Source organism: Sulfurospirillum sp. MES, from assembly GCF_000789415.1.
Taxonomy (GTDB): Bacteria; Campylobacterota; Campylobacteria; order Campylobacterales; family Sulfurospirillaceae; genus Sulfurospirillum; species Sulfurospirillum cavolei.
In genome coordinates this window covers 243,793-266,287 of the sequence record NZ_JSEC01000002.1, presented here as the reverse complement: position 1 = coordinate 266,287, position 22,495 = coordinate 243,793, and the positions used below count along the sequence as shown (strand labels likewise).

The following is a 22,495-nucleotide window of genomic DNA, read 5'->3' as shown; positions in this document are numbered from 1 at the left end:
AGACGACGACCTTTGGCATGGATTAGGAATGTCACATTTTAACTAAATTTTCTTAATAAGGAAATGCGCTATAATCGTCCTATTGTTTCGTAATTGAGGGGTTTAGGGATGAAAATGATCGATTTTGAACATGTCAGCGTTGCGTACGATGGAGAAAACGTCCTCCACGACATCGCTTTAGGGATTGAAAAAGGGCAACATACGGCGATTTTGGGCGCGAACGGTTCGGGCAAATCGACGCTTTTGAAACTCTTTTCCAACGATATTTATCCGCGTTTTAATCCGAAAATGCGCAAAGAGATTTTCGGCAAGAGCATTTGGGATATTTGGGAGCTGAAAAAACATCTGGGCATCATCACGAACGATCTGCACTACCAATTTAGCGAACGCGCTCCCGATTTAAACGGCTTTGAAGTGACGCTTTCGGGATTTTACAGTAGCTTTCACATCTACGAGCATCAAGAGTTTTCACCCTTACATGTACAAAAAGTGAAAGAGGTTTTGGAGTTTTTGGAGATTGCACATTTGCGCGACAAACGCATTTCCCAAATGTCCACGGGAGAGCTTCGTAAATGCATTATCGCAAGAGCCTTAGTGCATGAACCCCAAGCGATGATTTTGGACGAGCCGACCGTGGGGCTTGACATTAAAGCGCAGATCAATTTCATTCAATTGGTACGCAAAATCGCGCGCGAACGAACGATTATTTTGGTAACGCATCATCTCGAAGAGGTTTTTGAAGAGATCGCTCAGGTGGTGCTGATTCGCCAAGGGCGCATCTACGCGCAAGGCGATAAAACGGAACTTTTAACTGACGCACATTTGAAAAACGTCTTCGATCTGCCTTTACATGTAGGATGTGAAAACGGACGTTATTTTGTGCAAAGCATCGGGGATTAAACTTTTTCACAAGCCTCTTTGGCTAAAATTTTATCATATCAAGAGACTACGAAGGACAATGTCATGAGTACCATTAGCGGAAAAGTGTGGTGTTTTGGCGATAATATCGACACCGATTTGATTATCGCGGCACGCTATCTCAATACTTCCGACCCTAAAGAATTGGCAAAACACGTGATGGAAGACGCCGATCCCGAATTTGTTAAAAAAATGCAAGCAGGCGATATTATCGTTGCGGGCGAGAATTTTGGATGCGGCAGTAGTCGCGAGCATGCGCCTATCGCTTTAAAAGCGGCGGGTATTCGAGCCGTAGTGGCGAAGAGTTTTGCGCGTATTTTTTACCGCAACGCGTTCAATACGGGACTGCCTATTTTCGAGCTTTCCAATACCGAAGCGATTCAAGAGGGCGATAATATCGCTATTTCGATGGAAAGCGGCGAGATTAAACACGGCGCACAAACATACCGATTTACGCCGATTCCTCCGTTTATGCAAGAGCTTTTAGCGTGCGGCGGTTTGATGAATTATGCAAAAAAAGAGATAACAAAATGAAAAAAATTTACAATATAGCAGTCATTCGAGGCGACGGTATCGGTCCTGAAATCGTCGATGAGGCGATTAAAGTTTTAGACAGCGTGTGTGCGAAAGAGAATTTCGAGTTGCGTTACGAAGACTATTTGATGGGCGGCGTGGCGTACGATTTTAAAGGAACGCCGCTTCCGGAGGAGACGATCGAGGGATGTTTGAAAAGCGACGCCGTCCTTTTCGGTGCGATCGGCGGCGAAAAATGGGACACTTTAGCGCGTGAATTTCGCCCTGAAACGGGACTTTTAAAACTTCGCAAAGCGTTGGGGCTTTTCGCCAACCTTCGACCGACCAGCGTTTACGACGAATTGTTGGAAGCCAGTACCCTCAAACCCGAAGTGCTTCAGGGCGTAGACCTTTTGGTCGTGCGCGAACTTACCGGCGGTATCTATTTCGGCGAGCCTAGAGCCAACGACGGTTTTAAAGGCTACAACACGATGGTTTATACCAAACCCGAGATCGAACGTATCGCACGCGTCGCGTTTGAATCGGCGATGAAACGTCGTAAAACGGTTTGCTCGGTCGATAAAGCCAACGTTTTGGAAGTCTCTCAGCTTTGGCGCGATACGGTCATCGAAATTTCCAAAGAGTACCCCGAAGTAACGCTTTCTCACATGTACGTCGATAATGCGGCGATGCAGTTGGTTCGAAATCCCAAACAATTCGACGTCATTTTAACGGGCAATATTTTCGGCGATATTTTAAGCGACGAAGCGAGTATGATCAGCGGTTCTATCGGCTTATTGCCTTCAGCTTCGATCGGCGGAACGGTCGGACTTTTCGAGCCGATTCACGGTTCGGCTCCGGACATCGCGGGACAAGGCATCGCCAATCCTTTAGCGACGATTTTGAGCGCGTCGATGATGCTTCGTTTTGCTTTAGGCGAAGTATCAGCCGCCGATCGTATCGAAACGGCAATCAAAAACGTCTTAAAAGAGGGCTATCGTACGAAAGACTTGGCAAATTACGGTGCGAAAGAGGTCTGTTCTACGACGCAAATCGGCTCGATTATCGCGGATTACGTTGCGAAACTATGAAAACCTTAACGCTGGCTTCGATTTACGAACTCCAAGGTCTCAAAAACGAGGCTTTGGAGATTTACAAAGAGCTTTTGCGTGAAAATCCCGACAATAAAGAGGCGAAAATCGCCATCAAACGGCTTTCGGGCATTCGTAAAAAATACTTGGGCGTCGATGAAGAGATGAAAAAGTTTTTTTTAACGATGAATTCGGAAGTGGAGTTTTTAGAGTTTGAGCGTTGGCTAGTAAAACTATGGAAGTGAGAGCATGGAACTAAAAGAGATGATTTTATCCACCCTCAAGGAGCTTGAACAAAGCGTTCCTCAAGAGGAAAAACAATCCCTACAGCCTCCAAGACGCCCTGAAGTACAAGACGTCGAATTTCAACCCGAACCGCTTTTAGAGTTTGCCGAAGAGCCGAATATGCTTAAAGTCTACGACGACGAGCCGACGCATGAAGACGACAAGCACAAGCAGTTTTATCTGAATTTGCGCGAACGTATTTTGGTTCTCTTCGAGGGCTTTCAGTCGCCGAACAATAAAAACATCGAAGCCAAGATCGATTTGACGCTGAATTTTTTAGAGTATCTTTTAGCGACGATCGACGAGCAATTGGAGAAGATGGAATCTCGCGTCTCATGAAGCCGCTTTGTTCGATTCCACGGCACTTTTATACCCAAGTGTCGCGCGCGGTTGAACTGCTGAAGCCGTACACGAAACGTGCGTATTTAGTCGGCGGAAGCGTACGCGATTTACTGACAAACACGCCTTTGCACGATCTTGACATCGAAGTTTACGACATGACGCCCGAAACGTTTGAGCGCGTGATGCTCCAAGCCGGAGCGGTGGGCGTGGGAAAAAGTTTTTTCGTGTATAAACTGGGCGACATCGATTTTGCACTGCCGCGTGTCGAGCGTAAAAGCGGTGTCGGACATAGCGCATTTGAGATCGAAGTGTGCCAAGACGAACGCGAAGCGTCCAAGCGTCGCGATTTTAGTATGAACGCGATGATGCTCAATATTTTCGACGAAACGCTACTCGATTTTTGGGGCGGACAAGCCGCCATTGCGCGCAAAACGCTGGCGATGATCGATGAAGCGCGCTTTAGGGAGGACAGTTTGAGGGTTCTGCGTGCGGTGCAATTTAGCGCACGGTTGGGCTTTAAGATCGAGCCTCGAAGTTTGGACGTGATGCGAAGCATCGACCTTAGCGATCTAAGTCGTCCGCGCATTTTATGGGAGTTTGAAAAGCTTTTTCGCGCCCCGTTTTTGCATTACGGGCTTTTTTACATGTACGCTCTTTGTTTGTTTGAAAAATGCTTTACATGTAACGTCGAAAACCGCTTTTTTGAGATCGCGCACGAATTGCTACGATGCAAGCAAAATTTTGAAGAAGCGTTGCTTTCTTACTATTTTGTTTACATCGTCGCCAATCGTTTGGGCGAAGACCCGCTTCGCTGGCTCAACGTGTTGGAAGCTCCCAAGCACTACCTTCACGCTTTGAGGCGGCAGCCGTTTTTTGAAGGAAAGATCGGCGATGAGGCACTCTTACATGTCAGTCTTGAAAAACCCCTTTCGCAATGGCTCGGCAATTACCGTCGCGGCGTTAAAGAACGCGCGATCGCTTTGGGGATTTGGGATCAGATCTTTACCGGCGGTGTGGACGTTCAAGAGGTAATATCAGACGGGTTTGAAAAAGAGGCGATCGGCATAGAATTGAAACGAAGACGAATCGAAAAAATACAACAACAGTGTGAGGCATAAGGTATGCAAGAGAATAGAAACTATATTTTAAAGATCGATTGTACCGACGAAAAAGGGTTGATTTACCGTATTTCAGACGTGGTGTTTAAGTACCAACTCAACATCATCAAAAACGACGAATACGTCGATCGGGAAAACGGCAAGTTTTTTATGCGCGCGGAAGTAAGCGGCGAAGTCGATATGAACGCGTTTAAAGGAACGCTTGAGGCGATGTTGCCCTCAGGTGCCGAGATTTACGTCGCCGAAGCGCGCAAAAAAGATATTATTTTAATGGGAACGAAAGAGACGCACTGCTTGGGCGATATTTTACTGAAGCACGACAGCGGCGATTTAAACGCAAACATCTTGGCATTGGTTTCCAATTACGACGATTTGCGGGATTTGAGCGAAAAATTTCATATTCCCTACCATTGCGTGAGCCATGAGGGACTCAACCGTGCGGAACACGAAGCCAAAGTTTTGGAAGTTTTGGCGGGCTATACGATCGACTATATCGTTTTAGCCAAGTACATGCGTATTTTATCGAGCGAGTTCGTGAGCCATTACGAAGAGCGAATGATCAATATTCACCACTCCTTTTTACCGGCGTTTATCGGCGCAAATCCGTATAAACAAGCCTATGAGCGAGGCGTAAAGATTATCGGCGCGACCGCGCATTTCGTGAACAATCATTTGGACGAAGGTCCCATCATCGCGCAAGACGTGGTGAGAGTCAATCATGAAATGAGCTGGAAAGATATGCAACGAGCCGGGCGCAATGTCGAAAAAGTGGTGCTTTCCAACGCATTGGATTTGGTCTTTGAAGAGCGCATTTTTGTGCATGATAATAAGACCATTATCTTTTAAGACCATTTTGACACGCTTTATGGGCAAAGCTCATAAAGCTACGTTGCACTAGGCACTGATGAAGCTAGCCACTGTGTGGCAGAAAAAAAGCCAACCGTTTTTCTTCTGAGGAGATAAGTTTATGTTTAATATCGTTTTAGTTCACCCGCAAATTCCGCAAAATACCGGAAGTATCGGGCGTATGTGCGTGAACGCCGATTGTGCGCTTCATATCGTAAAACCTACGATGTTTGAGATCAGCGATAAAACGGTCAAGCGAGCAGGGTTGGATTATTGGCCGCTTTTAGATTTACATGTGTGGGAAAGTTTGGACCATTTTTTGGAAGCGAACCGTGCCTCTTTGGAGCGTTTCTTTTTTGCAACGACCAAAAGTGCCAAACCCTATTTTGAAGCCGCGTTTCAGCCGGGCGATTTTCTCTTTTTCGGCGGTGAATCCACGGGGCTTCCGATGGAACTGATGCAGATGAAATGGGAAAATGCCGTGACGATTCCGATGGGAAAACACGGTCGAAGCCTCAACCAAGCCACCTCCGCAGGCATTATTCTCTACGATGCGATCCGTCAAAACTTTGACGCGTTTAAAGCGACATCACTCGCGTAAAAGGGGCATTTATGAAAAAACGGATTTTTGCGCTAAGCCTTGTTCCTTTTTTGCGTGATGAAACACTCTTTTTAGATGCGAATGTTCATTACACCTGTATGAATGAATAGCCTTTTGATGAAGCGTTGCGTTTGAAAATCCACGATATTCTCTTCATCGGTGCGGGGGCGAGTGCGCTGATGGCGGCTTCGCAGTTGCAAGGACGCGACGTGGCACTTGTAGACTCTAACCCCAAAATTGGCATGAAACTGCTGATCTCGGGCGGAGGCAAATGCAACCTCACGAACCGTTTTGCCACGGCTGAGAACTATCTAGGTGATGCAGCGTTTATCGCGCCCATCTTAAAAGCGTTTGATGCGAACGCGACACTTTTGTTTGCCAAAGAACATCGCCTTGCGTTAGAAGAGCGTGCGCACGGACAGATGTTTTGTGCGAACAGTGCGAAAGATCTGGTCTCCATTTTTGGGCGATTGACCTCGTTTTGTACGTTTTACATGCATACGAATGTTTTACATGTAAAGAAAGAGAAGCACTTTGTGGTGCAGACGAACAAGGGTGAAATCTATGCTAAAAAGCTTGTGGTCGCGAGCGGCGGACTAAGCTATGCCAGCATCGGTGCGAGCGATATTGGCTACACAATCGCCGAACATTTTGGGCACACGCTCATCACACCTTCTCCTGCCCTTGTGGGTTTGACGCTTCAAAAAGAGCAATTTTGGATGAAAGAGCTTAGCGGCATTGCCATTCCTGTAGTGTTCCATGTCGAGGGAAAACAGTTTCGCGAGAACCTGCTGTTTGCCCACAAAGGCATCAGTGGACCTGCTGTTTTAAGCGGCTCGTTGTACTGGAAAAAAGGGGCGGTTTGCATCGACTTTTTACCGGGTGTCAACATGGAATCTTTATTGAAAACGCACCGCCAAAAGCAGATCAGCACGGCACTTGCACTTCCTAAACGCTTTACCAAAGCTTTTTTAGAAGCACTGGGTCTGGAAGATAAAACCATCGCAAAACTCACACCAGCCGAGCGCGAGAGCGTTGCGTCTCTTAAAGCCTACACATTCGCACCCGCGGGCAATTTTGGCTACACCAAAGCCGAAGTCACTAGAGGCGGTGTTTCGACTTTCGAAATTGACGATTTAACGATGCAAAGTCGTTTGTGCGAGGGGCTTTATTTTTTAGGCGAGGTCGTTGACGTGACCGGAGAGCTTGGCGGATTTAATTTTCAATGGGCGTTTGCTTCCGCGATGCGGTTTGTGAAAAATTTTTGATACAATAGCATAAATGCGAGGGGTAGCCGTGATACATACGATCGTTCAACGACTCAATCAACCTAAAACCGTTTTGGTCTCGGTTTTTATGAGCACGTTTGTTTTACTTTCTTTGGTCGTATACCGTTTTCATACCTTTGAACTCGATACCGAACGAAAACAAGTCGAAGCCATTGCAACAAACTACGGATATGATATTCGGTCGATGTTGGAAAGAGCACTTTCATCGACGTATATGCTTCAAGCACTGCTTAACGAAAACAACAATACCCGTATTGAAAATTTTGAAAGCGTCGCCAACGATATTTTACCTTTTTATCCCGGCGTTATCGAGCTAGCGATCGCACCTAAAGGCATTATTCAACAAGTCGCACCTTTGAAGGGTAACGAAAAAGCGTTAGGGCTTAACCTCTTTGAAACGGCTTCGCAACAAACCGAAGCACTCTTGGCCAAAGAGACGGGAAGTTTAACGCTGGCAGGTCCTTTTAATCTGGTTCAAGGCGGCGTCGGGCTTGCCGGACGGTTGCCGATTTTTGAAACGCAAGACCAAAAAGAGACGTTTTGGGGGGGTTGCCGTGGCGATTATTCGTATCTCGGAGATTTTCGAGACCGTTAAAGCGGCCTCTTTGAGCGGAGAAGCGATGGCGTATGAGGTTTGGCGAATTGAGCCTCAAAGTCACGAAAAACAGGTTATTTACGCTTCCGATGCTTCGAGTTTAACACAGCCGGTCGAGTACGGTTTTGATGTTCCTAACGGTCGATGGATGGTTCACATGTCACCGCATCGAGGCTGGGGCGACGCTTCGGCGTTGATGTTGCGTGAGTTGATCGTGTTGGCATTTTCACTTTTATCGGCGTATATGGCAAAGTTTTTCGTCGATTTGCGTATCGCCAAAAAAGCTTTGGAAACGAGAATTATTCAAACCCACAACGAAAAAGAGATTCTTGAACAGCGTTTATCGACGCTTTTAGATGCCGTTCCCGATTTGGTTTTTTTAAAAAATCCCGACGGTGTTTTTTTATTTTGCAACCGTGCGTTTGAGCGGTTGTACGGTGCTAAAGAAGCCGATATTACGGGAAAAACGGATTATGATTTTGTCGATAAACAAGCGGCGGATTTTTTTAGAACCAACGATTTGATCGCGATCGATGCTCAAACATCGGTGACCAACGAAGAAGAACTTTGCTTTAAAGAAGACGGCTACAACGGCTTGTTCGAGACGATCAAAACGCCGATGTACGATACCAAAGGCGAGCTTATCGGCGTTTTGGGAATCGCCCGCGACATTACGGCGCGCAGGGAAAGCGAAGTTAAATTGGAGCGTTTGGAATACTTTGATCCTTTAACGTCTCTTCCCAATAAAGTTCAATTGCATTTACGCCTCGAACACGATTTGACGATGATGGAGAAAAAACAAGAGCAATTGGCGGTTTTATTTATCGACTTCGATCATTTTAAAAACATTAACGATACGTTAGGGCATGCATTCGGCGACGAATTGCTCATCAAGGTCTCCAAGCGGCTTAAAAGCCTCATTCGTCCCGTCGATACGCTTTCAAGACAAGGCGGGGACGAATTTGTGATGGTCTTGCCCAGCGTGCGCGTCGACGATGCGGTGCATACGGCAAAACGCGTGTTGCAGACGATTGAGCAGCCGATCGTTTTGCAAGAACACGAACTCGTGATTACCGCTTCGATCGGTATCGCGTTGTATCCTAACGACGGAAAAGACGTTGAGAGCTTGTTTAAAAGTGCCGATGCGGCGATGTATTTAGCAAAAAAAGACGGCAGGAACAATTACCGCTTTTTTACCTCCGAAATTCAAAGCCGTTCGGCACGCCTTTTAAGCCTTGAAAATGCCTTGCGTTACGCGCACACGCGAGGAGAATTAAGCCTTCATTATCAACCGCAAATTTCGTTGCAAGAGGGGACGATCGTCGGCGTTGAAGCTCTGTTGCGATGGACGCATCCCGAACTCGGGACGATTTCTCCCGCCGAATTTATTCCGATTGCCGAAGAGAGCGGGCAAATTTTGTTGATCGGCGAGTGGGTGATGCGAAGTGCGGCAATGCGGATGAAACAGTGGATCGAGGCGGGATTTTCCCCGATTAGCGTGGCGGTAAACCTCTCGGCGGTACAGTTTCACCATACGCACCTGTCGCATTTGGTCGGAACGATTTTGGACGAGGTAAAGCTTCCGGCGGAGTATTTGGAGTTGGAACTGACCGAAAGCGTCGCGGCGCAAAACCCCGAACATGCCATTGCAACGATGAATGCGCTTGTCGCGCAAGGCATACGGCTTTCGATCGACGATTTCGGTACGGGATATTCGTCGTTAAGTTATTTGAAGCGTTTTAAAGTCTATAAACTCAAAATCGATCAATCGTTTATTCGCAATATTCACAGCGATCCTGAAGATAAAGAGATCGTTAAGACGATTATCGCCTTAGGAAAAAGCTTAGGGTTGAAGGTTATTGCCGAGGGCGTTGAGACGCAAGAGCAGCTTGATTTTCTCAAAGAACACGGGTGCGACGAAGCTCAAGGGTACTACTTTAGTAAACCCTTAAGCGTAGAAGATCTCGAAGCGTTACGCTTGCATCCCGAAATTATAGAACGTAAGAACAACAATAATCCGCAAACGTCGTGACATGTAACGTAAAAGAGGAATTTGCCGGAACGCGAAACGTCGCTTCTCCGCAAATATTAAGAGGCTCTTTACGATCGGGTAACTCGACGCTTAATTCACCGCTTAAGATTTCCATCACTTCGGCGACGCCGGTACGAAAGGTATAATCGCCTTTTTGCATAAAACCGAGCGTTTTGGTCGTTCCGTCTTCAAACTTAACGGTGCGGCTGACCACGTTTCCGTCGTAATAGACGTTGGCTTTTTTGACGACCGTAACATTGCTAAATTCCATCGTTTTCCTTTAAAGAGAGTTGGTATGCGAGCCTTTGAAGCAAAGCTTCCAAATGAAGTTTGCGTGAAAAGCGACGCTAGGGTTAAAGATACTTGCGCACCTTAATGTTTTTTTCTTACAAAACGTGTTTTGAAGAGCTCTATTATAATCGTTTCGAGCTTGTAATTTCTTTTTCATGCTCTTTGTATATAATGACGTCGTTGAAACTACCGAGGAGCGACGATGAAAATAGCGGATTTGATAAGCGGTTACGAGAAGTTTAAAGACACGAAGTTTAAAAAATACGAAAATAAGTTTATAGACTTGGTAAAAAACGGACAAAAGCCCAAAGTTCTTTTTATTGCGTGCAGCGATTCGCGCGTTGACCCGACTTTGATTACCGATGCGGCTCCGGGAGAGTTGTTTGTTTTACGCAATATCGGCAATTTCGTGCCGCCGTTTGCGCCGGACGATGATTATCACGCGACGGCGGCGGGAATCGAATATGCCGTTTCGGTTTTGGGCGTGAGCGATATTATCGTATGCGGTCACTCGCATTGCGGGGCGATCGAGACGATGTATACGAAAATTACCGACATTAATTTAGTACATGTTAAAAAGTGGTTGCAATTAGGGCTCGATGCTAAAAACTACGTGGAGGCCAAGCTGGGTCAAAACATCGACCATGCCAAACGTTTGGAGTTGACGGAAAAAATCTCGCTTTTATTTCAGTCTAAAAATTTGCTAACGTATCCGGACGTCGAACGACGCGTGAATGAAGGAGAGCTTTTTATTCGTTCGTGGTATTATCATTTGGAAACGGGCGAATTGGAGTATTTCAATACCGAAACGGGCGAGTTTGAGCCCATGCTCGGATGCGAGGGTTGATGCGTTTTTTGTGGCTTCTTTGTCCTTTAGTGCTAGGAGCACTCGAGTTTAAAGTCGCCAATTATAACGTCGAAAATTTGTTCGACGCCAGCGTTCAAGGCGGCGAATACCAAGAGTATACCCCCAATGCCAAACACGGTTGGAACGAAGCGATGCTTCGCATCAAAATCGCCAACCTTGCACGCGTCATACGCGATATCGACGCGGACGTGATCGCCTTGGAAGAGGTTGAAAACCAAGCGGTTTTGGAGCGTTTAAACGCCGCGCTCGGCGATAAAGCGTATGCGTTCGTGTTTTATCCCAAGAAAAAAGAGCGCGTAAGCGTCGAAACGGCACTGCTTTCGCGTTTTGCGATCGAAAAGACGCAAACGTTTTGGTTACCCGACCAAGCCCGAGGCATTCACAAACTTTCCCTACGCGTCGGTGCGTATCCGCTCACGCTTTACGTGAGCCACTGGCCGGCGTATAAAGAAAAAGAGGACGAACGGCTTGTTTATGCGAAAACCTTGCACAACCTCTTAGAACAGGATAAAAACGCCGAAGTCATCGTGATGGGCGATTTAAATTCGCCGTATCAGGAACGCAAAGGGCATTGGGGCATGGGGCTCTCAACGTTTTTAAAAGCAGGCGATAAAAACGCACCGTTGTATAACTTGTGGTACGACCTGCCTCAAAATGCGCGCTATTCTCACAGTTACGGCAAAGAAAAAGAGACTTTGGATCATATTATCGTCTCCAAAACGCTTTTCGACCGCCAAAAAATCGAGTACGTTCCGTTTTCGATGCGGGTCTTTATTGCGCCTTACATGTTAGACGAAAAAGGAAATCCCAATCGCTGGCAAATCAGCGACCGAGGACGAGGACAACACCTCGGTATCGGTTATTCCGATCACTTTCCGATAACTGCGATTTTCCATACGCCAAAAGAGTAATTTTAAAAAATAACACGTTTCTAAGTGCCTTCTTTTTATAGTTCTATCTTATAAATGAGATAAAAGGATACGATATGAAATGTGCGGAAAAACTTCAACGTTTGATGATGGCGGCGGTACTTTTTATCGCATGTTGCTTGATGAGTGCCGGCTCGATTTACGGTACGATTCTCTTAGGCTTCGTGATCGCGATGATCGTCGTTTGGGCGATTACCGATTTTTGCCCTTCGATTTGGCTTTTAAGCAAGTGGGTCGGGCATTGTAAATCCAAAGCCTAAGGCGTTTGCGACCTTGACATGTAAAAGGACGATTTAACCAACTCTTGGTTACAATAAAGCTAAATTACTGACCTTACGCACTCTTTGCGACTTTGCACACAACAAAGAGGTATTAGCTACGAGGCAGATTTTTGAGCCCTAGCTAAAGCTAAGGCGATAAAATCTAACGAAGTAGATGATATTTTTTTGTTGTGCCCCTTACGGGGTGAGCTTACATCAACACATAGGCGTCGTTAAGATGACCTCGATTTAGCTTTGGCTAAACCTTTGTCATCTTGCCTAGCCTCTGCATTGATGTAAGCTCATGCAACGTTGTAAAGAGTGCGTAAGGTCAGTAAATTATTTACATGTAAAGGTCGATCGATGATCAAACCCCTTTTAATTGAAATAGGCGTCGAAGAGCTTCCCGCCGTTCCCTTCTTAAAAGAACTTCCCAACATTGAAAAACTCTGGCTCGATATTTTAGAAAAAAACGCTTTGGCGTGCGAATTTCAATTTTACTATACGCCGCGTCGTCTCGTCTTATGGCATCAAGCGTTTCCTACCGAACAAGAAGCGCGTGAAGAAGAGTTTTTCGGCGCACCTTTAAACGTTGCGTTTAAAGACGGCGAACCGACTCCCGCGGCACTCAGTTTTGCTAAAAAATGCGGCGTCGATTTTAGCGAAATCGCCCAAGGCGAAAAAGACGGTAAAACGGTTCTTTACTACAAAAAAACCGTTGAAGGACAAGCGAGTCAACGCTTGCTCAAGGGGATGATCGAGACGTTTCTCAAAGGGCTCAATTTCGGTAAATCGATGCGTTGGGGCTTTTTAGAGGAGCATTTTATTCGTCCGATTCGTTGGATCGGATGTATGCTCGGAGACGAACATGTGAGCTTTTCGCTCTTCGGTGTCGAGTCGACGCCGTTTTCGTATCCGCATCGAACGGTTTCGTACGAACCTTTTGCTTACATGTTTGCGGGTGATTATTTCGAGCGATTGGAAAAGCGCGGCGTCGTATTGTATCCGCACAAACGCGAAGCGATTATTTTGGACGACTTTAAAGCGATCGAAGCCAAAGAGGGCGTTCATATCGAAATTGATGCGGATCTTTTGGCGGAAGTCGTTGCGATTACGGAGTATCCCAAAGCATTGATCGGTTCGTTTGAAGAGCGTTTTTTACAATTGCCTCCTGAGGTCATTATTACGTCGATGAAAGAGAATCAACGTTATTTTCCCGTCTTTAAAGAGGGCAAATTGAGCAATCGTTTTATCGTCGTTTCCAACGCGATCAGCGATGATTACGATTTGATCGTTAAGGGCAACGAGAAAGTGCTTCGCGCTCGCCTTTCCGACGCGCTTTTCTTTTGGGAAAACGACCTCAAAAACGGTCTTCGTTACGAAGGATTGAGCGATATTACCTACCTTGAAGGCTTAGGATCGCTTTTGGATAAAGAGCTTCGCGAAAAAACGATTGCCGATTATTTGACGCACCGATACGCATCGACGCTTTTAGCCCAACATGCGCCGATCGACGAAGCGGCGTTAAACGCTTTGATGCACAAAGCCGTGATGTACTCTAAAAGCGATTTGCTTTCGGAGATGGTGTACGAGTTTACGGAGCTTCAAGGTTTGATGGGCTACTACTACGCGACGGCGGCGGGCGAAGAGCCTCTTGTGGCGTTGGCGCTGAGAGAACAATACCTGCCCAATTCCGAAGAGAGTGCTCTTCCGAGCACGCTTTTTAGTGCTATCGTCGCATTGGCGTATAAATTGGATTCGTTGATTGCGCTCTTTAGCATTCAAAAAATTCCGACGGGCAATAAAGACCCTTATGCGCTTCGACGTGCGGTCAACGGCATTATTAAAATCGTCTTGGATCAACGCATCGCGTTTGATATTAAAAACGATTTGCAGGCTTTGGCGCAAGGGTATCGTCCGTTTGATTTTGCCGTGTTGGAAAACTTCTTTTTGGAGCGTTTATACCAGTTCTTCGACGTCAATCCTTCGATTATCACGGCAGTTATCGATAGCGGAGAACGGGACGTCGTTCGTCTTGCCGACAAGATCAAAGCTTTATCTTCGATCGCGACGAGCGAAGGATTTAAAGAGATGTTCTCGACTTTCAAAAGGGTCGCGAACATCATCAAAAATATGCACCTAACGAACGAGCTTCGTATCGACGAAGCGTTATTTGACGACGCGCACGAAACAGCGCTTTTTCAGGCGTTTCAAGCCCTCAATGCACAACATTACGCTTCGTACGAAGAGCACCTCGACGCGCTTTTTGGACTCAAACCCGCTATCGACGCCTTTTTCGATAACGTCATGGTCAACACGGACGATCTTGCGCGAAGAACCAATCGTCAAAACCTGATCGCTTCTATTTATCTTGCGTTTAAATCTATTGCGGATATTAAAGAAATTAGCATTTAACCCTTGACGAGGAGATACGCTCTCCTCGTTTTTTCTTCCTCTTTTTCCTCTTAAATCGTTGCTTAAGCTTTGTTGGGGCATAATTGGTAAAATTATTTTTACTAAATTAAAAAAAGATGACAAAAAAAGATGTCCTTAAGCAAGAAAATTAAATATTTTAAACAAATCGCTATTTTGCTGACGATTTGCTGGACGTTTTTAACCTCTCTTTTTGTCGTATACCAATTTATCAACGAAGAGAAGCATATCGAGCAAAGCTCTCTGGAAAAAATAAAAGGCGTTGCCGAGCAGTCGATCGCTTTTGTGTATTGGGCGTATGAACAAAAAGCCAAAGCGTTAAGCGACGAGCAAAAGTACAGCATTCGCAATAATTTTTCCCTACGCGACCTTCTGGCCGTTTTGGCACGCCATAGCGATATGGATCTTTCCATTAACTCGATTTACAAAGATATTCATGCGATGAACGTTCCTGCTAGCGTTAAACAATCGCTTTTAAGCGTCAAAGAGACGAAACAAGATACGTACAATATTTTTTACAAAAACGAACGCAAATACCTTTTTTACGCCGTACCGATGTTGGCAAACCACTCGTGCATCTCCTGCCACGTTCACGACGACGAGAAGATCGGTGCGTTGTTGGGTTTTACGACGATTTCGATGCAAGTTCCCACGTTTCGGGAAGCTAATGCGCAAAGTTACTATTTTTTAATCGGTATGTATTTGGGAACGTGGTGCTTAGGACTCTTTGCGATTTGGTGGATTCACGCCAAAGGACGCAATTATTTGAACGAAAAAACGAAACTCTACGAAGAGAGCATGTACGCGCTTATCGATATGGTCGAGAAACGCGACAGTTATACCGCCGGTCACAGCCAAAGGGTTGCCGAGTATGCCAAGCTTCTCACGCTTGAGCTCGGCTACTCCCACGATGAAGCCGATTTTATCTATAAAGCGGGAATGTTGCACGACATCGGAAAGATCGAGATTCCAGACTCGATCCTCCTCAAACCCGATACGCTCTCTTCGATGGAATATTCACTGATTCAACGCCATTCGACCGCCAGCTACGAATTGTTGTCGCGTGAACCTTTTAGCGCATTGGCAACCATCGTTTTGCACCATCACGAACGTTACGACGGACGAGGGTATCCGAGCGGATTGAAAGGGGAGCAAATTCCGATTTTCTCGCAAATCATTACCGTAGCGGATGCCTTTGACGCAATGACGACGAATCGAGCGTATCGTAAATGCTTACGTCGCGAAGAGGCACTTTTTCTTTTGGAAGAAGAGAGCGGCAAACAATTCAACCCTTCCATCGTTGCCGCTGCCAAAAAAGTGTTTAAAAACGTAAAATTGCCTGAAAATACGACGCAAATGCCTAAAGATTTATTGGAAGAGATGCGCTTTTCATACTACTTCCGCGATCAACTGACCGGTTTTTACAATATCAATTACCTCAAATTTCTCTTCGCGCACGCAGGGGACTGTTCCATGAAATTGTTATGCATCGACCATCTCAACTGTACGCATTTTGCCGAGTACAATAAACGTTACGGTTGGAAAAAAGGCGATCTTTTTTTAAGGCGTATCGCGCAGTGTATCCATGAAATTTATCCCGAAGCGATGATCGTTCGAGCCTACAGCGACAATTTTTTGGTAATCCATACGCAAGAGCATACGCATATGCGCTACGAAGCGTTAGACGCCATGTTGGAAGAGTACGCTTTAAGCATGGAATACCAACATCTGGATATTGACGTGAATGAGCCTTTAAGCTTGGAAATCTTGGAAGATAAACTTTTGCGTTTGGAGAATTAGGGTATAATTAACGCCATTTTTCATCGTTAAAGGGGATCAAATGCGTCTTACGACCTGTCCTTTGGATTGCTTCGACGGGTGTAGCATCGTCGTTAACGAGAACCGCGTGCTTAAGGGCAATAAAGCCCACCCGATTACGCAAGGCTATCTTTGCCACCATCTCAACCATTACCATCAATTTGATCGCATCGAAGAGGCTCGCTACCTGGGGCAAACCGTCTCATTAGAGCGGGCATGCGAAATTTTGGAAACACAGCTTCGAACGTATCTGCCTTCACGCACGCTTTATTTTAAAGGAAGCGGCAATTTAGGCGTGATGCAAAGCGTCACGAAAATGTTTTTTGCCCGACACGGAGCCGTATTTGCCTCCGGTTCGTTGTGCGAAGAAGCGGGAGCGAGCGGAATCGTACAAGGAAGAGGGGCGGATCTTTCGCTTTCTCCCTTACATGTTAAAAAGTCCGAAGTTGTCATCGTATGGGGACGAAACCCGAGCGTGACCAATTCTCACATGTTACCCGCCTTAAAAGGGAAAACCCTTATCGTCATCAATCCCGTTAAAATAGATCTTGCCGAACGCGCGGATATGTTTATTCCGATTCGTCCGAAAAGCGATCTGTATTTGGCACTGCTTCTATGCCGTTTAATCGCAACGAAAGGCATGGAAGATCGCTCCTTTTTAGAGTCGCGTTGTTTACATTACACGGCTTTTTCAGCTCTGATCGAAAAATTCTCACTACCGTATCTTGTAGAAAAATCGGGAGTAAGTCTTGAAGAAGCAAGCGCGTTGCTCTCCTTGATCGCTGGGAAAAAAACTTCCGTTTTGGTCGGCATCGGCGTGCAAAAATACCGTTTCGGACACAGCGTTTTGCGCTCAATCGACGCTTTCGCGGCGATGTTGGGGCTTTTTGGAAAAGAAGGGTGCGGCGTAGGGTATATTAGCGACAGCGGTTTTGGGTTTAGCTCGCCTTTTAAAATTGATGCTACGAAAGTAACGCTACCGACCGTCAATTTCGGCGATTACGATTTGGTGTTTATTCAAGGCGGCAATCCGTTGAGCCAAATGCCCTGTTCTTCCAAAGTTCAAGAAGGACTCTCCAAGGCAAAGTGCGTCGTTTATTTCGGGCTTCACGAAAACGAGACGTCTGCGAAAGCGCATTTAGTGATTCCCGCCCAATCGTTTTTGGAAAAAAACGACCTCAAACTCAGCTACGGACACCCGTTTATCGGACGTATGCCTAAACTTGAAGAGGCAACCTTCGCGATCAGCGAATACGCATTGACGCAGCGGCTCTTAAAAACGTTTAAACACGCGCCTTTGGAAGAAGATACGGTCATATTAGAGCGTATGATCGCAACGAACAGTGTTGAAAAAGAGGGCTTTTTGATGTCGAAAACGTATGAAACGCTACCCTACGAAGAGCGTTTTTACACGCCTACCGGTCGTTTTGAATTTATGGACTCTTTTGATGAGGGAGAGGTTTTGGAAGAGGGGGGATTTTTTCTGATCGCCGCGAAGCAAAACCGATCGCTCAATTCACAATTTGTAACCGACGATTATTTGTACGTACCGCAAAGTTTGGGGCTTAAACAAGAAGAACGCGTCAGGCTTTCGAATCGTTACGGCTCTTGTATTTACTCCGTGATGCCCAGTTCTAAGCTTCGAGACGATTGTTTGTTGCTCTACAGCGGTGCGAAAAACGCGAACATGTTAACGCCTTACGCAACGAGTCAAGAGGGACAATGTGCGGTTTTTCAGGATATGAAAGTGCATTTGGAGCGACTCTCGTGAGCGATACGGACGTTTTGTTGGACGATGCTTTGTTACTCGTCGAGCAAAATTTTTATTTTTTGCATATGGGCGAATTTCTCGGTAAATTGACCAAAACGGAAGATTTAAGCGATCGAAGTCTATTTGTCGTCAAAAAATACGACAACGATCAAGCGTACTATTTTAACGCCGAATTGATTCACGAACTTTTAGTCAATGCAAGAGAGACGCAAAACGAAGCGATTTCGTTGTTTGAATATTTTGTCGAGTTCAATGCGTTTCGGGGTATTTGTATGGCGATGGTCGAGAGCTTGCGGTTTGAAAGTCCGTTTAAAGTCTTTATGCAACGCCTGTGCGGCGAGCAATACGAGAATTTTGTCGATATTCTCTCTTTCGTGCGCAACGTACTTTCGCACAATATCCATTCGGAGATTCGCCTCAGCGAAAAAGATTACGACGGGACGCTAAAACGCATTCGACGTATGGGACGCAATCCGAATATCGCCTTTGCGTTTCAATACGCTTTGCGCCTTCCCGAACTCGGTGCTCCCAACGACGCTTATACCTTTACATGTCAGATCGATTTTGAAAGTCTTGAAGAAGGAATGCCGTTTTTAGAGATTCTTTCGATGTGGGATTTGATGATGCTTAGTGAGCTTTGTTTTAATCTGGTGATGACCTATCGGATGCAAGAAGAGAAGAAAGTTAATGTGTTAGAAAACGAGGAGTAGAGGTGATGAGCGAGATAGATTTAGAAGGTTTTGAAAGGTATTGTAAAAATATTAATTTTCTAAAATCAAGAGGTCAATATAAACGATATTTAGAACAAGGCATAAAAGTTTTAAATAAAATTTCAAAAAACACTATTGAAGATTTTGTTGAAGCTGAAAAGAAAGATAACAAGTATCTAAAAGCTGAATTTGAACATCAAATTAGCCTTGAAAACCTTCATAGGGATTTGTACAGTGATTTTAAATCCGCAGCAAAAAAGTATGTTAGTTTTTTAAAAAAAGAATATCCACTCACAAAAGAAGAAATTGCACACAAATATGATGCAATTTTTAACGATATCCGAGAACATGGAACACTAAAATTAAAAACCCAAGATAATTCATTGTTTAGTCTTGAAACCAATTCTCAATCGTTGTGCGCTAGAGGAAGCGATGGTGATGGAAAAGTCTGTAATCCCATTGCTAAAGACAAAATTTTAAGAATTTTATATGAAAATGAATACTATACATATAAATCTTACGAGCCAAGCGTCATTAATTATATATTTAATCTCATAGATAGGCAAGACACCATGAAAGAAAAATCAAAAATAGAAAATTATAATCTCAAACAAACTCAGCCTCTAAATCAAATCCTCTACGGTCCTCCAGGTACTGGCAAAACGTATCATACGATTAACAAAGCGATTGAAATTATTGAAAATAGAGTGGTCGAAGAGACTGAAGACAGAGAGACTTTAAAAGCAAAGTTTGAAGCGTATAAACAAGCAGGGCAAATCGAATTTGTCACCTTTCATCAAAGCTATGGTTATGAAGAGTTTGTGGAGGGGATAAAAGCTATACCTGCTGGAAAAGAGGGGAATGAAGAAGGTAAAGAGATGATTTATACCGTCGTAGATGGTATTTTTAAAAAACTTATTAATCGGCTTATCAATAAGAATATCTTTATTAGGCAGTACAATAGAAGTCAAATAAATAGGATAAACTTTAAATCTTATATTCAATTAGAAGAAAGTAATAACATTGTTGATATAGGAGATTTTATTTTTGTACATATTCTTGATGAGCACATTATAAGTAAGATTTTTGTTGCAAAATCAAAATGTGGTGATGATAAAAAAGTAAAGGTAGATTTACTTTCGGATGATTTAAATTTTAAATTTGATAAAAAACTCAAAGAACCTTACTTTGAAAAATTGGAAGACGAAAGTGCATACGTAAGCCTTTATAAATTAATTGATAAATTTATACACAAGATTATAATCATCGATGAAATCAATCGTGGCAATATCTCTAAAATCTTTGGGGAGCTTATCACGCTTATTGAGCCAAGTAAACGCATAGGTGCGTCAGAATCTTTACATGTAAGACTTCCATACTCCAATGAGCTTTTTGGCGTACCTTCAAATCTTTACATCATCGGCACGATGAACACAGCCGATAGAAGCATCGCTTTGATGGATACGGCACTAAGAAGACGATTTGATTTTACGGAGATGATGCCTCGACCTGAGGTGCTGGATTTTAAGATTGAGGGTTTACAACATGTAAAGCCTATGCTTGAGACGATAAACAAGCGCATTGAGTATCTTTATGACCGTGACCATACCATCGGACATGCGTATTTTATGAGTTTAAAAGATGAAAAAATTACGGATAAAAAAGCAGAGCTTGATAATATTTTTAGAAATAAAATCATTCCATTGTTACAAGAGTATTTTTACGATGATTGGGAAAAGATAGTGATGGTTTTAGGTGAAGGATTTATAGAAAAAAGTGAAATAAAATCTGATATTTTTACGTACAAAAATGACGACTATATCGAAGAAGAACAAGCAATTTATACCATTAAAGATAGATTTGACTTTAGTGAATTTCAAAAATGATACTAAAAGAGTTTGAGTCTCTTCAGTACAAAGATGAAGCAAAACCTCATTTTATCAAAGAAGAGACATTTTTAGCCATTGAAAAGTTTATCTTAGACAACGAAGAGCGCGCGCAGTATCTTAAAATAACCACCAAAAAAGGGCTTGGAAAAGTCCTGCAAGCCCAAAACTACGTCGGACTCATCCAAACCAAAGATGGCACGACGATAGAAATACTCCCAAAAATTCAAAATGTTGAAGAAGATAAAGCCAAAGAGATTTTAATCAAAATGCTGAAAACACTTAAAAAATCTCCCTTTAAAAACATCAATACCGCACATCTTAAAAGCACAAAAATGCCACTTTTAGAAATCTTCATCACGATGTTTTTAGAAGAACTTGCCGTTCTTGTTCGTAAAGGTATTAAAAGTGATTACATCACCAAAGAAGAAAATCTAGCATTTTTGAAAGGCAAACTCAAAGTAGGTGAGCAGATAAAGAAAAATAGCATTCATAAAGAGCGTTTTTATGTGGAATATCAAGAATTTCTAAGCGATAGAGCCGAAAATAGGCTGATAAAAACCACCCTTCACTATCTTTATAAAAAATCACATGCTACTAAAAACCAACAACGCATACGAGAGTTTTTATTTGTTTTTGATGAAATTTCACTCTGCAAAGATGTTAAAAATGATTTCTTACATGTAAAGCCAAATCGCCAGATGAAAGAGTATGAACATATCCTTTTATGGTGTAAAACCTTCTTGTTAGAAAACGCATTTAGCCCGTATAAAGGTGATGATATCGCTTTTGCACTTTTGTTTGACATGAATCTTCTTTTTGAGAGTTATGTGGGAGCATACTTGAAGAAAAAAGGTTTACATGTAAGCTTGCAAGACAAGGGGAAACATCTGGTTGAAGAGCCTAGAAAATTTGCGCTCAAGCCCGATATCGTTATAACCAAAGAAGATAAAATCATTATCGCCGATACCAAATGGAAAATCATAAAAGAAGAAAAAGATATAAGCCAAAGCGATATGTATCAGCTTTTTGCGTATGGTAAAAAGTACAATAATGAAGAATTGTATCTTATCTATCCCAAAGATGGAGAGATGCAACCAGCACTAGCCTATGAATATGAAAAAGAAAAAAAACTGAACTTGAAAGTACTCTTTTTTGATGTCACTGTCAATGAGAGGTGTTTTGTTGAACACGACACACCCTATAGGCTTTTTGAGTTGTTAAATAGATAGAGTATAGGGGTAAACTTTTAACTTCTTAGAGAAAAATTTTAAGTTTATTGACAATGTACATACAAAAGCGTTATACTTTTTACACTATTCATAAAGGAAACATGTGAAATTTGAATGGAGTCAAGAAAAAAGTGCTTCAAATCTTCAAAAGCACGGCGTGAGCTTTGAAGAAGCCAGAGAAGTGTTTGATGACCCGTTTCATATCTCAAAGTGTGACGCAAGGTTTGATTATTGTGAAGAGCGTTGGATAACCCTTGGTGCAACGACAAAAGAGAAAATTTTAGTCGTTGCCAATATGTTTTTTGATGAATTTGGCGAAGAGATAGTGCGCATCATCAGTGCAAGACATGCCAATAAAACCGAAAAGGAATTTTATGAAAACCATTAAAGAAAGAGAACACTACGATAGCTATGAGCTTGAAGAGTCGTATGATTTTGAAGGCGGTGTACGAGGGCGATTTTATGAGCCTAAAAAAATCCCAACGACACTCAGACTTGATAATGACATCATTTTATACTTTAAGAAAAAAGCGAGTGAGCAAAAGGTTTCGTATCAGTCATTGATTAATGCGTTTTTACGGAAAGAGATAGGCTCTTTATAGGTTTTGCTATAAACTTTTTGCATGGATCGGGGAGATATTCAGAAAAGAAGGTGGGGAGGGGAAGC

The 22,495-nt window shown here is 43.8% G+C and carries 23 protein-coding genes; 22 read left to right on the top strand and 1 reads right to left on the bottom strand.

The window, feature by feature from the left end:
- Positions 1 to 108: 108 nt before the first annotated feature.
- The 11 genes from OA34_RS04855 (at position 109) to OA34_RS04805 (ending at position 9,630) form a co-directional block, all read left to right on the top strand.
- Positions 109 to 900, top strand: a complete 792-nt coding sequence (locus OA34_RS04855) for an ABC transporter ATP-binding protein (RefSeq protein WP_039672966.1) — start codon at positions 109 to 111, stop codon at positions 898 to 900.
- Positions 901 to 963: 63 nt separating this feature from the next.
- Positions 964 to 1,452: a 3-isopropylmalate dehydratase small subunit gene (locus OA34_RS04850; protein WP_039672964.1), complete on the top strand. Its 489-nt coding sequence runs from the start codon at positions 964 to 966 to the stop codon at positions 1,450 to 1,452.
- The gene (leuB, locus tag OA34_RS04845) at positions 1,449 to 2,522 is read left to right on the top strand and encodes a 3-isopropylmalate dehydrogenase (protein WP_039672962.1); all 1,074 of its coding nucleotides are present in this window, start codon (positions 1,449 to 1,451) and stop codon (positions 2,520 to 2,522) included. The genes OA34_RS04850 and leuB overlap by 4 nt, the downstream gene beginning before the upstream one ends.
- Positions 2,519 to 2,767, top strand: coding sequence for a tetratricopeptide repeat protein (locus tag OA34_RS04840; RefSeq protein WP_025345259.1), 249 nt, complete (start codon positions 2,519 to 2,521; stop codon positions 2,765 to 2,767). The genes leuB and OA34_RS04840 overlap by 4 nt, the downstream gene beginning before the upstream one ends.
- A gap of 4 nt (positions 2,768 to 2,771) precedes the next feature.
- On the top strand, positions 2,772 to 3,146 hold the full coding sequence (locus OA34_RS04835) for a CiaD-like domain-containing protein (protein WP_039672959.1): 375 nt from the start codon (positions 2,772 to 2,774) through the stop codon (positions 3,144 to 3,146).
- Entirely contained in the window at positions 3,143 to 4,267 is a 1,125-nt protein-coding gene (locus tag OA34_RS04830; RefSeq protein ID WP_039672957.1) for a tRNA nucleotidyltransferase/poly(A) polymerase family protein, read from the top strand. Before OA34_RS04835 ends, OA34_RS04830 begins: the two co-directional genes overlap by 4 nt.
- Positions 4,268 to 4,270: 3 nt before the next feature.
- Positions 4,271 to 5,113: a formyltetrahydrofolate deformylase gene (gene purU / locus OA34_RS04825; protein WP_039672955.1), complete on the top strand. Its 843-nt coding sequence runs from the start codon at positions 4,271 to 4,273 to the stop codon at positions 5,111 to 5,113.
- A gap of 121 nt (positions 5,114 to 5,234) precedes the next feature.
- Entirely contained in the window at positions 5,235 to 5,714 is a 480-nt protein-coding gene (locus tag OA34_RS04820; protein ID WP_039672953.1) for a tRNA (cytidine(34)-2'-O)-methyltransferase, read from the top strand.
- A 131-nt stretch (positions 5,715 to 5,845) separates the two neighbouring features.
- The gene (locus OA34_RS04815; RefSeq protein WP_039672950.1) at positions 5,846 to 6,982 is read left to right on the top strand and encodes a BaiN/RdsA family NAD(P)/FAD-dependent oxidoreductase; all 1,137 of its coding nucleotides are present in this window, start codon (positions 5,846 to 5,848) and stop codon (positions 6,980 to 6,982) included.
- Between the two features lie 28 nt (positions 6,983 to 7,010).
- Positions 7,011 to 7,598, top strand: a complete 588-nt coding sequence (locus OA34_RS04810) for a CHASE domain-containing protein (RefSeq protein WP_039672949.1) — start codon at positions 7,011 to 7,013, stop codon at positions 7,596 to 7,598.
- The gene (locus OA34_RS04805; RefSeq protein WP_286682850.1) at positions 7,558 to 9,630 is read left to right on the top strand and encodes a putative bifunctional diguanylate cyclase/phosphodiesterase; all 2,073 of its coding nucleotides are present in this window, start codon (positions 7,558 to 7,560) and stop codon (positions 9,628 to 9,630) included. The genes OA34_RS04810 and OA34_RS04805 overlap by 41 nt, the downstream gene beginning before the upstream one ends.
- On the opposite strand, the gene ppnP is transcribed toward OA34_RS04805, so the two are convergent.
- A complete protein-coding gene (gene ppnP, locus OA34_RS04800; protein ID WP_039672947.1) occupies positions 9,590 to 9,901 on the bottom strand; it encodes a pyrimidine/purine nucleoside phosphorylase in 312 nt (103 codons plus the stop codon). The two genes, OA34_RS04805 and ppnP, sit on opposite strands and share 41 nt — an antisense overlap.
- Before the next feature lie 222 nt (positions 9,902 to 10,123).
- Between ppnP and OA34_RS04795 the strand changes: the two genes are divergently transcribed.
- The 11 genes from OA34_RS04795 (at position 10,124) to OA34_RS04745 (ending at position 22,430) form a co-directional block, all read left to right on the top strand.
- Positions 10,124 to 10,768, top strand: a complete 645-nt coding sequence (locus OA34_RS04795; RefSeq protein WP_039672945.1) for a carbonic anhydrase — start codon at positions 10,124 to 10,126, stop codon at positions 10,766 to 10,768.
- Entirely contained in the window at positions 10,768 to 11,700 is a 933-nt protein-coding gene (locus OA34_RS04790; protein WP_039672944.1) for an endonuclease/exonuclease/phosphatase family protein, read from the top strand. The genes OA34_RS04795 and OA34_RS04790 overlap by 1 nt, the downstream gene beginning before the upstream one ends.
- Positions 11,701 to 11,774: 74 nt before the next feature.
- On the top strand, positions 11,775 to 11,978 hold the full coding sequence (locus tag OA34_RS04785; protein ID WP_039672942.1) for a DUF2892 domain-containing protein: 204 nt from the start codon (positions 11,775 to 11,777) through the stop codon (positions 11,976 to 11,978).
- Between the two features lie 363 nt (positions 11,979 to 12,341).
- The gene (glyS, locus tag OA34_RS04780) at positions 12,342 to 14,393 is read left to right on the top strand and encodes a glycine--tRNA ligase subunit beta (RefSeq protein WP_039672941.1); all 2,052 of its coding nucleotides are present in this window, start codon (positions 12,342 to 12,344) and stop codon (positions 14,391 to 14,393) included.
- 129 nt (positions 14,394 to 14,522) lie between these two features.
- The gene (locus OA34_RS13525; RefSeq protein WP_286682849.1) at positions 14,523 to 16,211 is read left to right on the top strand and encodes a bifunctional diguanylate cyclase/phosphohydrolase; all 1,689 of its coding nucleotides are present in this window, start codon (positions 14,523 to 14,525) and stop codon (positions 16,209 to 16,211) included.
- A gap of 40 nt (positions 16,212 to 16,251) precedes the next feature.
- Entirely contained in the window at positions 16,252 to 18,000 is a 1,749-nt protein-coding gene (locus OA34_RS04770; protein WP_039672938.1) for a molybdopterin-dependent oxidoreductase, read from the top strand.
- Positions 17,952 to 18,710: a hypothetical protein gene (locus OA34_RS04765; protein ID WP_286682848.1), complete on the top strand. Its 759-nt coding sequence runs from the start codon at positions 17,952 to 17,954 to the stop codon at positions 18,708 to 18,710. The genes OA34_RS04770 and OA34_RS04765 overlap by 49 nt, the downstream gene beginning before the upstream one ends.
- Before the next feature lie 5 nt (positions 18,711 to 18,715).
- Positions 18,716 to 20,596, top strand: coding sequence for an McrB family protein (locus OA34_RS04760; RefSeq protein ID WP_286682847.1), 1,881 nt, complete (start codon positions 18,716 to 18,718; stop codon positions 20,594 to 20,596).
- Positions 20,593 to 21,828: an McrC family protein gene (locus OA34_RS04755; RefSeq protein ID WP_286682846.1), complete on the top strand. Its 1,236-nt coding sequence runs from the start codon at positions 20,593 to 20,595 to the stop codon at positions 21,826 to 21,828. Before OA34_RS04760 ends, OA34_RS04755 begins: the two co-directional genes overlap by 4 nt.
- 103 nt (positions 21,829 to 21,931) lie before the next feature.
- A complete protein-coding gene (locus OA34_RS04750; RefSeq protein WP_039672935.1) occupies positions 21,932 to 22,216 on the top strand; it encodes a BrnT family toxin in 285 nt (94 codons plus the stop codon).
- Complete coding sequence (locus OA34_RS04745) at positions 22,203 to 22,430, top strand: BrnA antitoxin family protein (protein WP_060825633.1); 228 nt, start codon at positions 22,203 to 22,205, stop codon at positions 22,428 to 22,430. Before OA34_RS04750 ends, OA34_RS04745 begins: the two co-directional genes overlap by 14 nt.
- Positions 22,431 to 22,495: the final 65 nt, after the last annotated feature.

Coding starts and splice junctions, on each gene's coding strand:
- OA34_RS04855 (WP_039672966.1), top strand. CDS start 109: ATGAAAATGATCGATTTTGAACATGTCAGCGTTGCGTACGATGGAGAA.
- purU (WP_039672955.1), top strand. CDS start 4,271: ATGCAAGAGAATAGAAACTATATTTTAAAGATCGATTGTACCGACGAA.
- OA34_RS04840 (WP_025345259.1), top strand. CDS start 2,519: ATGAAAACCTTAACGCTGGCTTCGATTTACGAACTCCAAGGTCTCAAA.
- glyS (WP_039672941.1), top strand. CDS start 12,342: ATGATCAAACCCCTTTTAATTGAAATAGGCGTCGAAGAGCTTCCCGCC.
- ppnP (WP_039672947.1), bottom strand. CDS start 9,901: ATGGAATTTAGCAATGTTACGGTCGTCAAAAAAGCCAACGTCTATTAC.
- OA34_RS04795 (WP_039672945.1), top strand. CDS start 10,124: ATGAAAATAGCGGATTTGATAAGCGGTTACGAGAAGTTTAAAGACACG.
- leuB (WP_039672962.1), top strand. CDS start 1,449: ATGAAAAAAATTTACAATATAGCAGTCATTCGAGGCGACGGTATCGGT.
- OA34_RS04835 (WP_039672959.1), top strand. CDS start 2,772: ATGGAACTAAAAGAGATGATTTTATCCACCCTCAAGGAGCTTGAACAA.
- OA34_RS04755 (WP_286682846.1), top strand. CDS start 20,593: ATGATACTAAAAGAGTTTGAGTCTCTTCAGTACAAAGATGAAGCAAAA.
- OA34_RS13525 (WP_286682849.1), top strand. CDS start 14,523: ATGTCCTTAAGCAAGAAAATTAAATATTTTAAACAAATCGCTATTTTG.
- OA34_RS04850 (WP_039672964.1), top strand. CDS start 964: ATGAGTACCATTAGCGGAAAAGTGTGGTGTTTTGGCGATAATATCGAC.
- OA34_RS04760 (WP_286682847.1), top strand. CDS start 18,716: ATGAGCGAGATAGATTTAGAAGGTTTTGAAAGGTATTGTAAAAATATT.
- OA34_RS04790 (WP_039672944.1), top strand. CDS start 10,768: ATGCGTTTTTTGTGGCTTCTTTGTCCTTTAGTGCTAGGAGCACTCGAG.
- OA34_RS04765 (WP_286682848.1), top strand. CDS start 17,952: ATGTGCGGTTTTTCAGGATATGAAAGTGCATTTGGAGCGACTCTCGTG.
- OA34_RS04830 (WP_039672957.1), top strand. CDS start 3,143: ATGAAGCCGCTTTGTTCGATTCCACGGCACTTTTATACCCAAGTGTCG.
- OA34_RS04785 (WP_039672942.1), top strand. CDS start 11,775: ATGAAATGTGCGGAAAAACTTCAACGTTTGATGATGGCGGCGGTACTT.
- OA34_RS04770 (WP_039672938.1), top strand. CDS start 16,252: ATGCGTCTTACGACCTGTCCTTTGGATTGCTTCGACGGGTGTAGCATC.
- OA34_RS04820 (WP_039672953.1), top strand. CDS start 5,235: ATGTTTAATATCGTTTTAGTTCACCCGCAAATTCCGCAAAATACCGGA.
- OA34_RS04745 (WP_060825633.1), top strand. CDS start 22,203: ATGAAAACCATTAAAGAAAGAGAACACTACGATAGCTATGAGCTTGAA.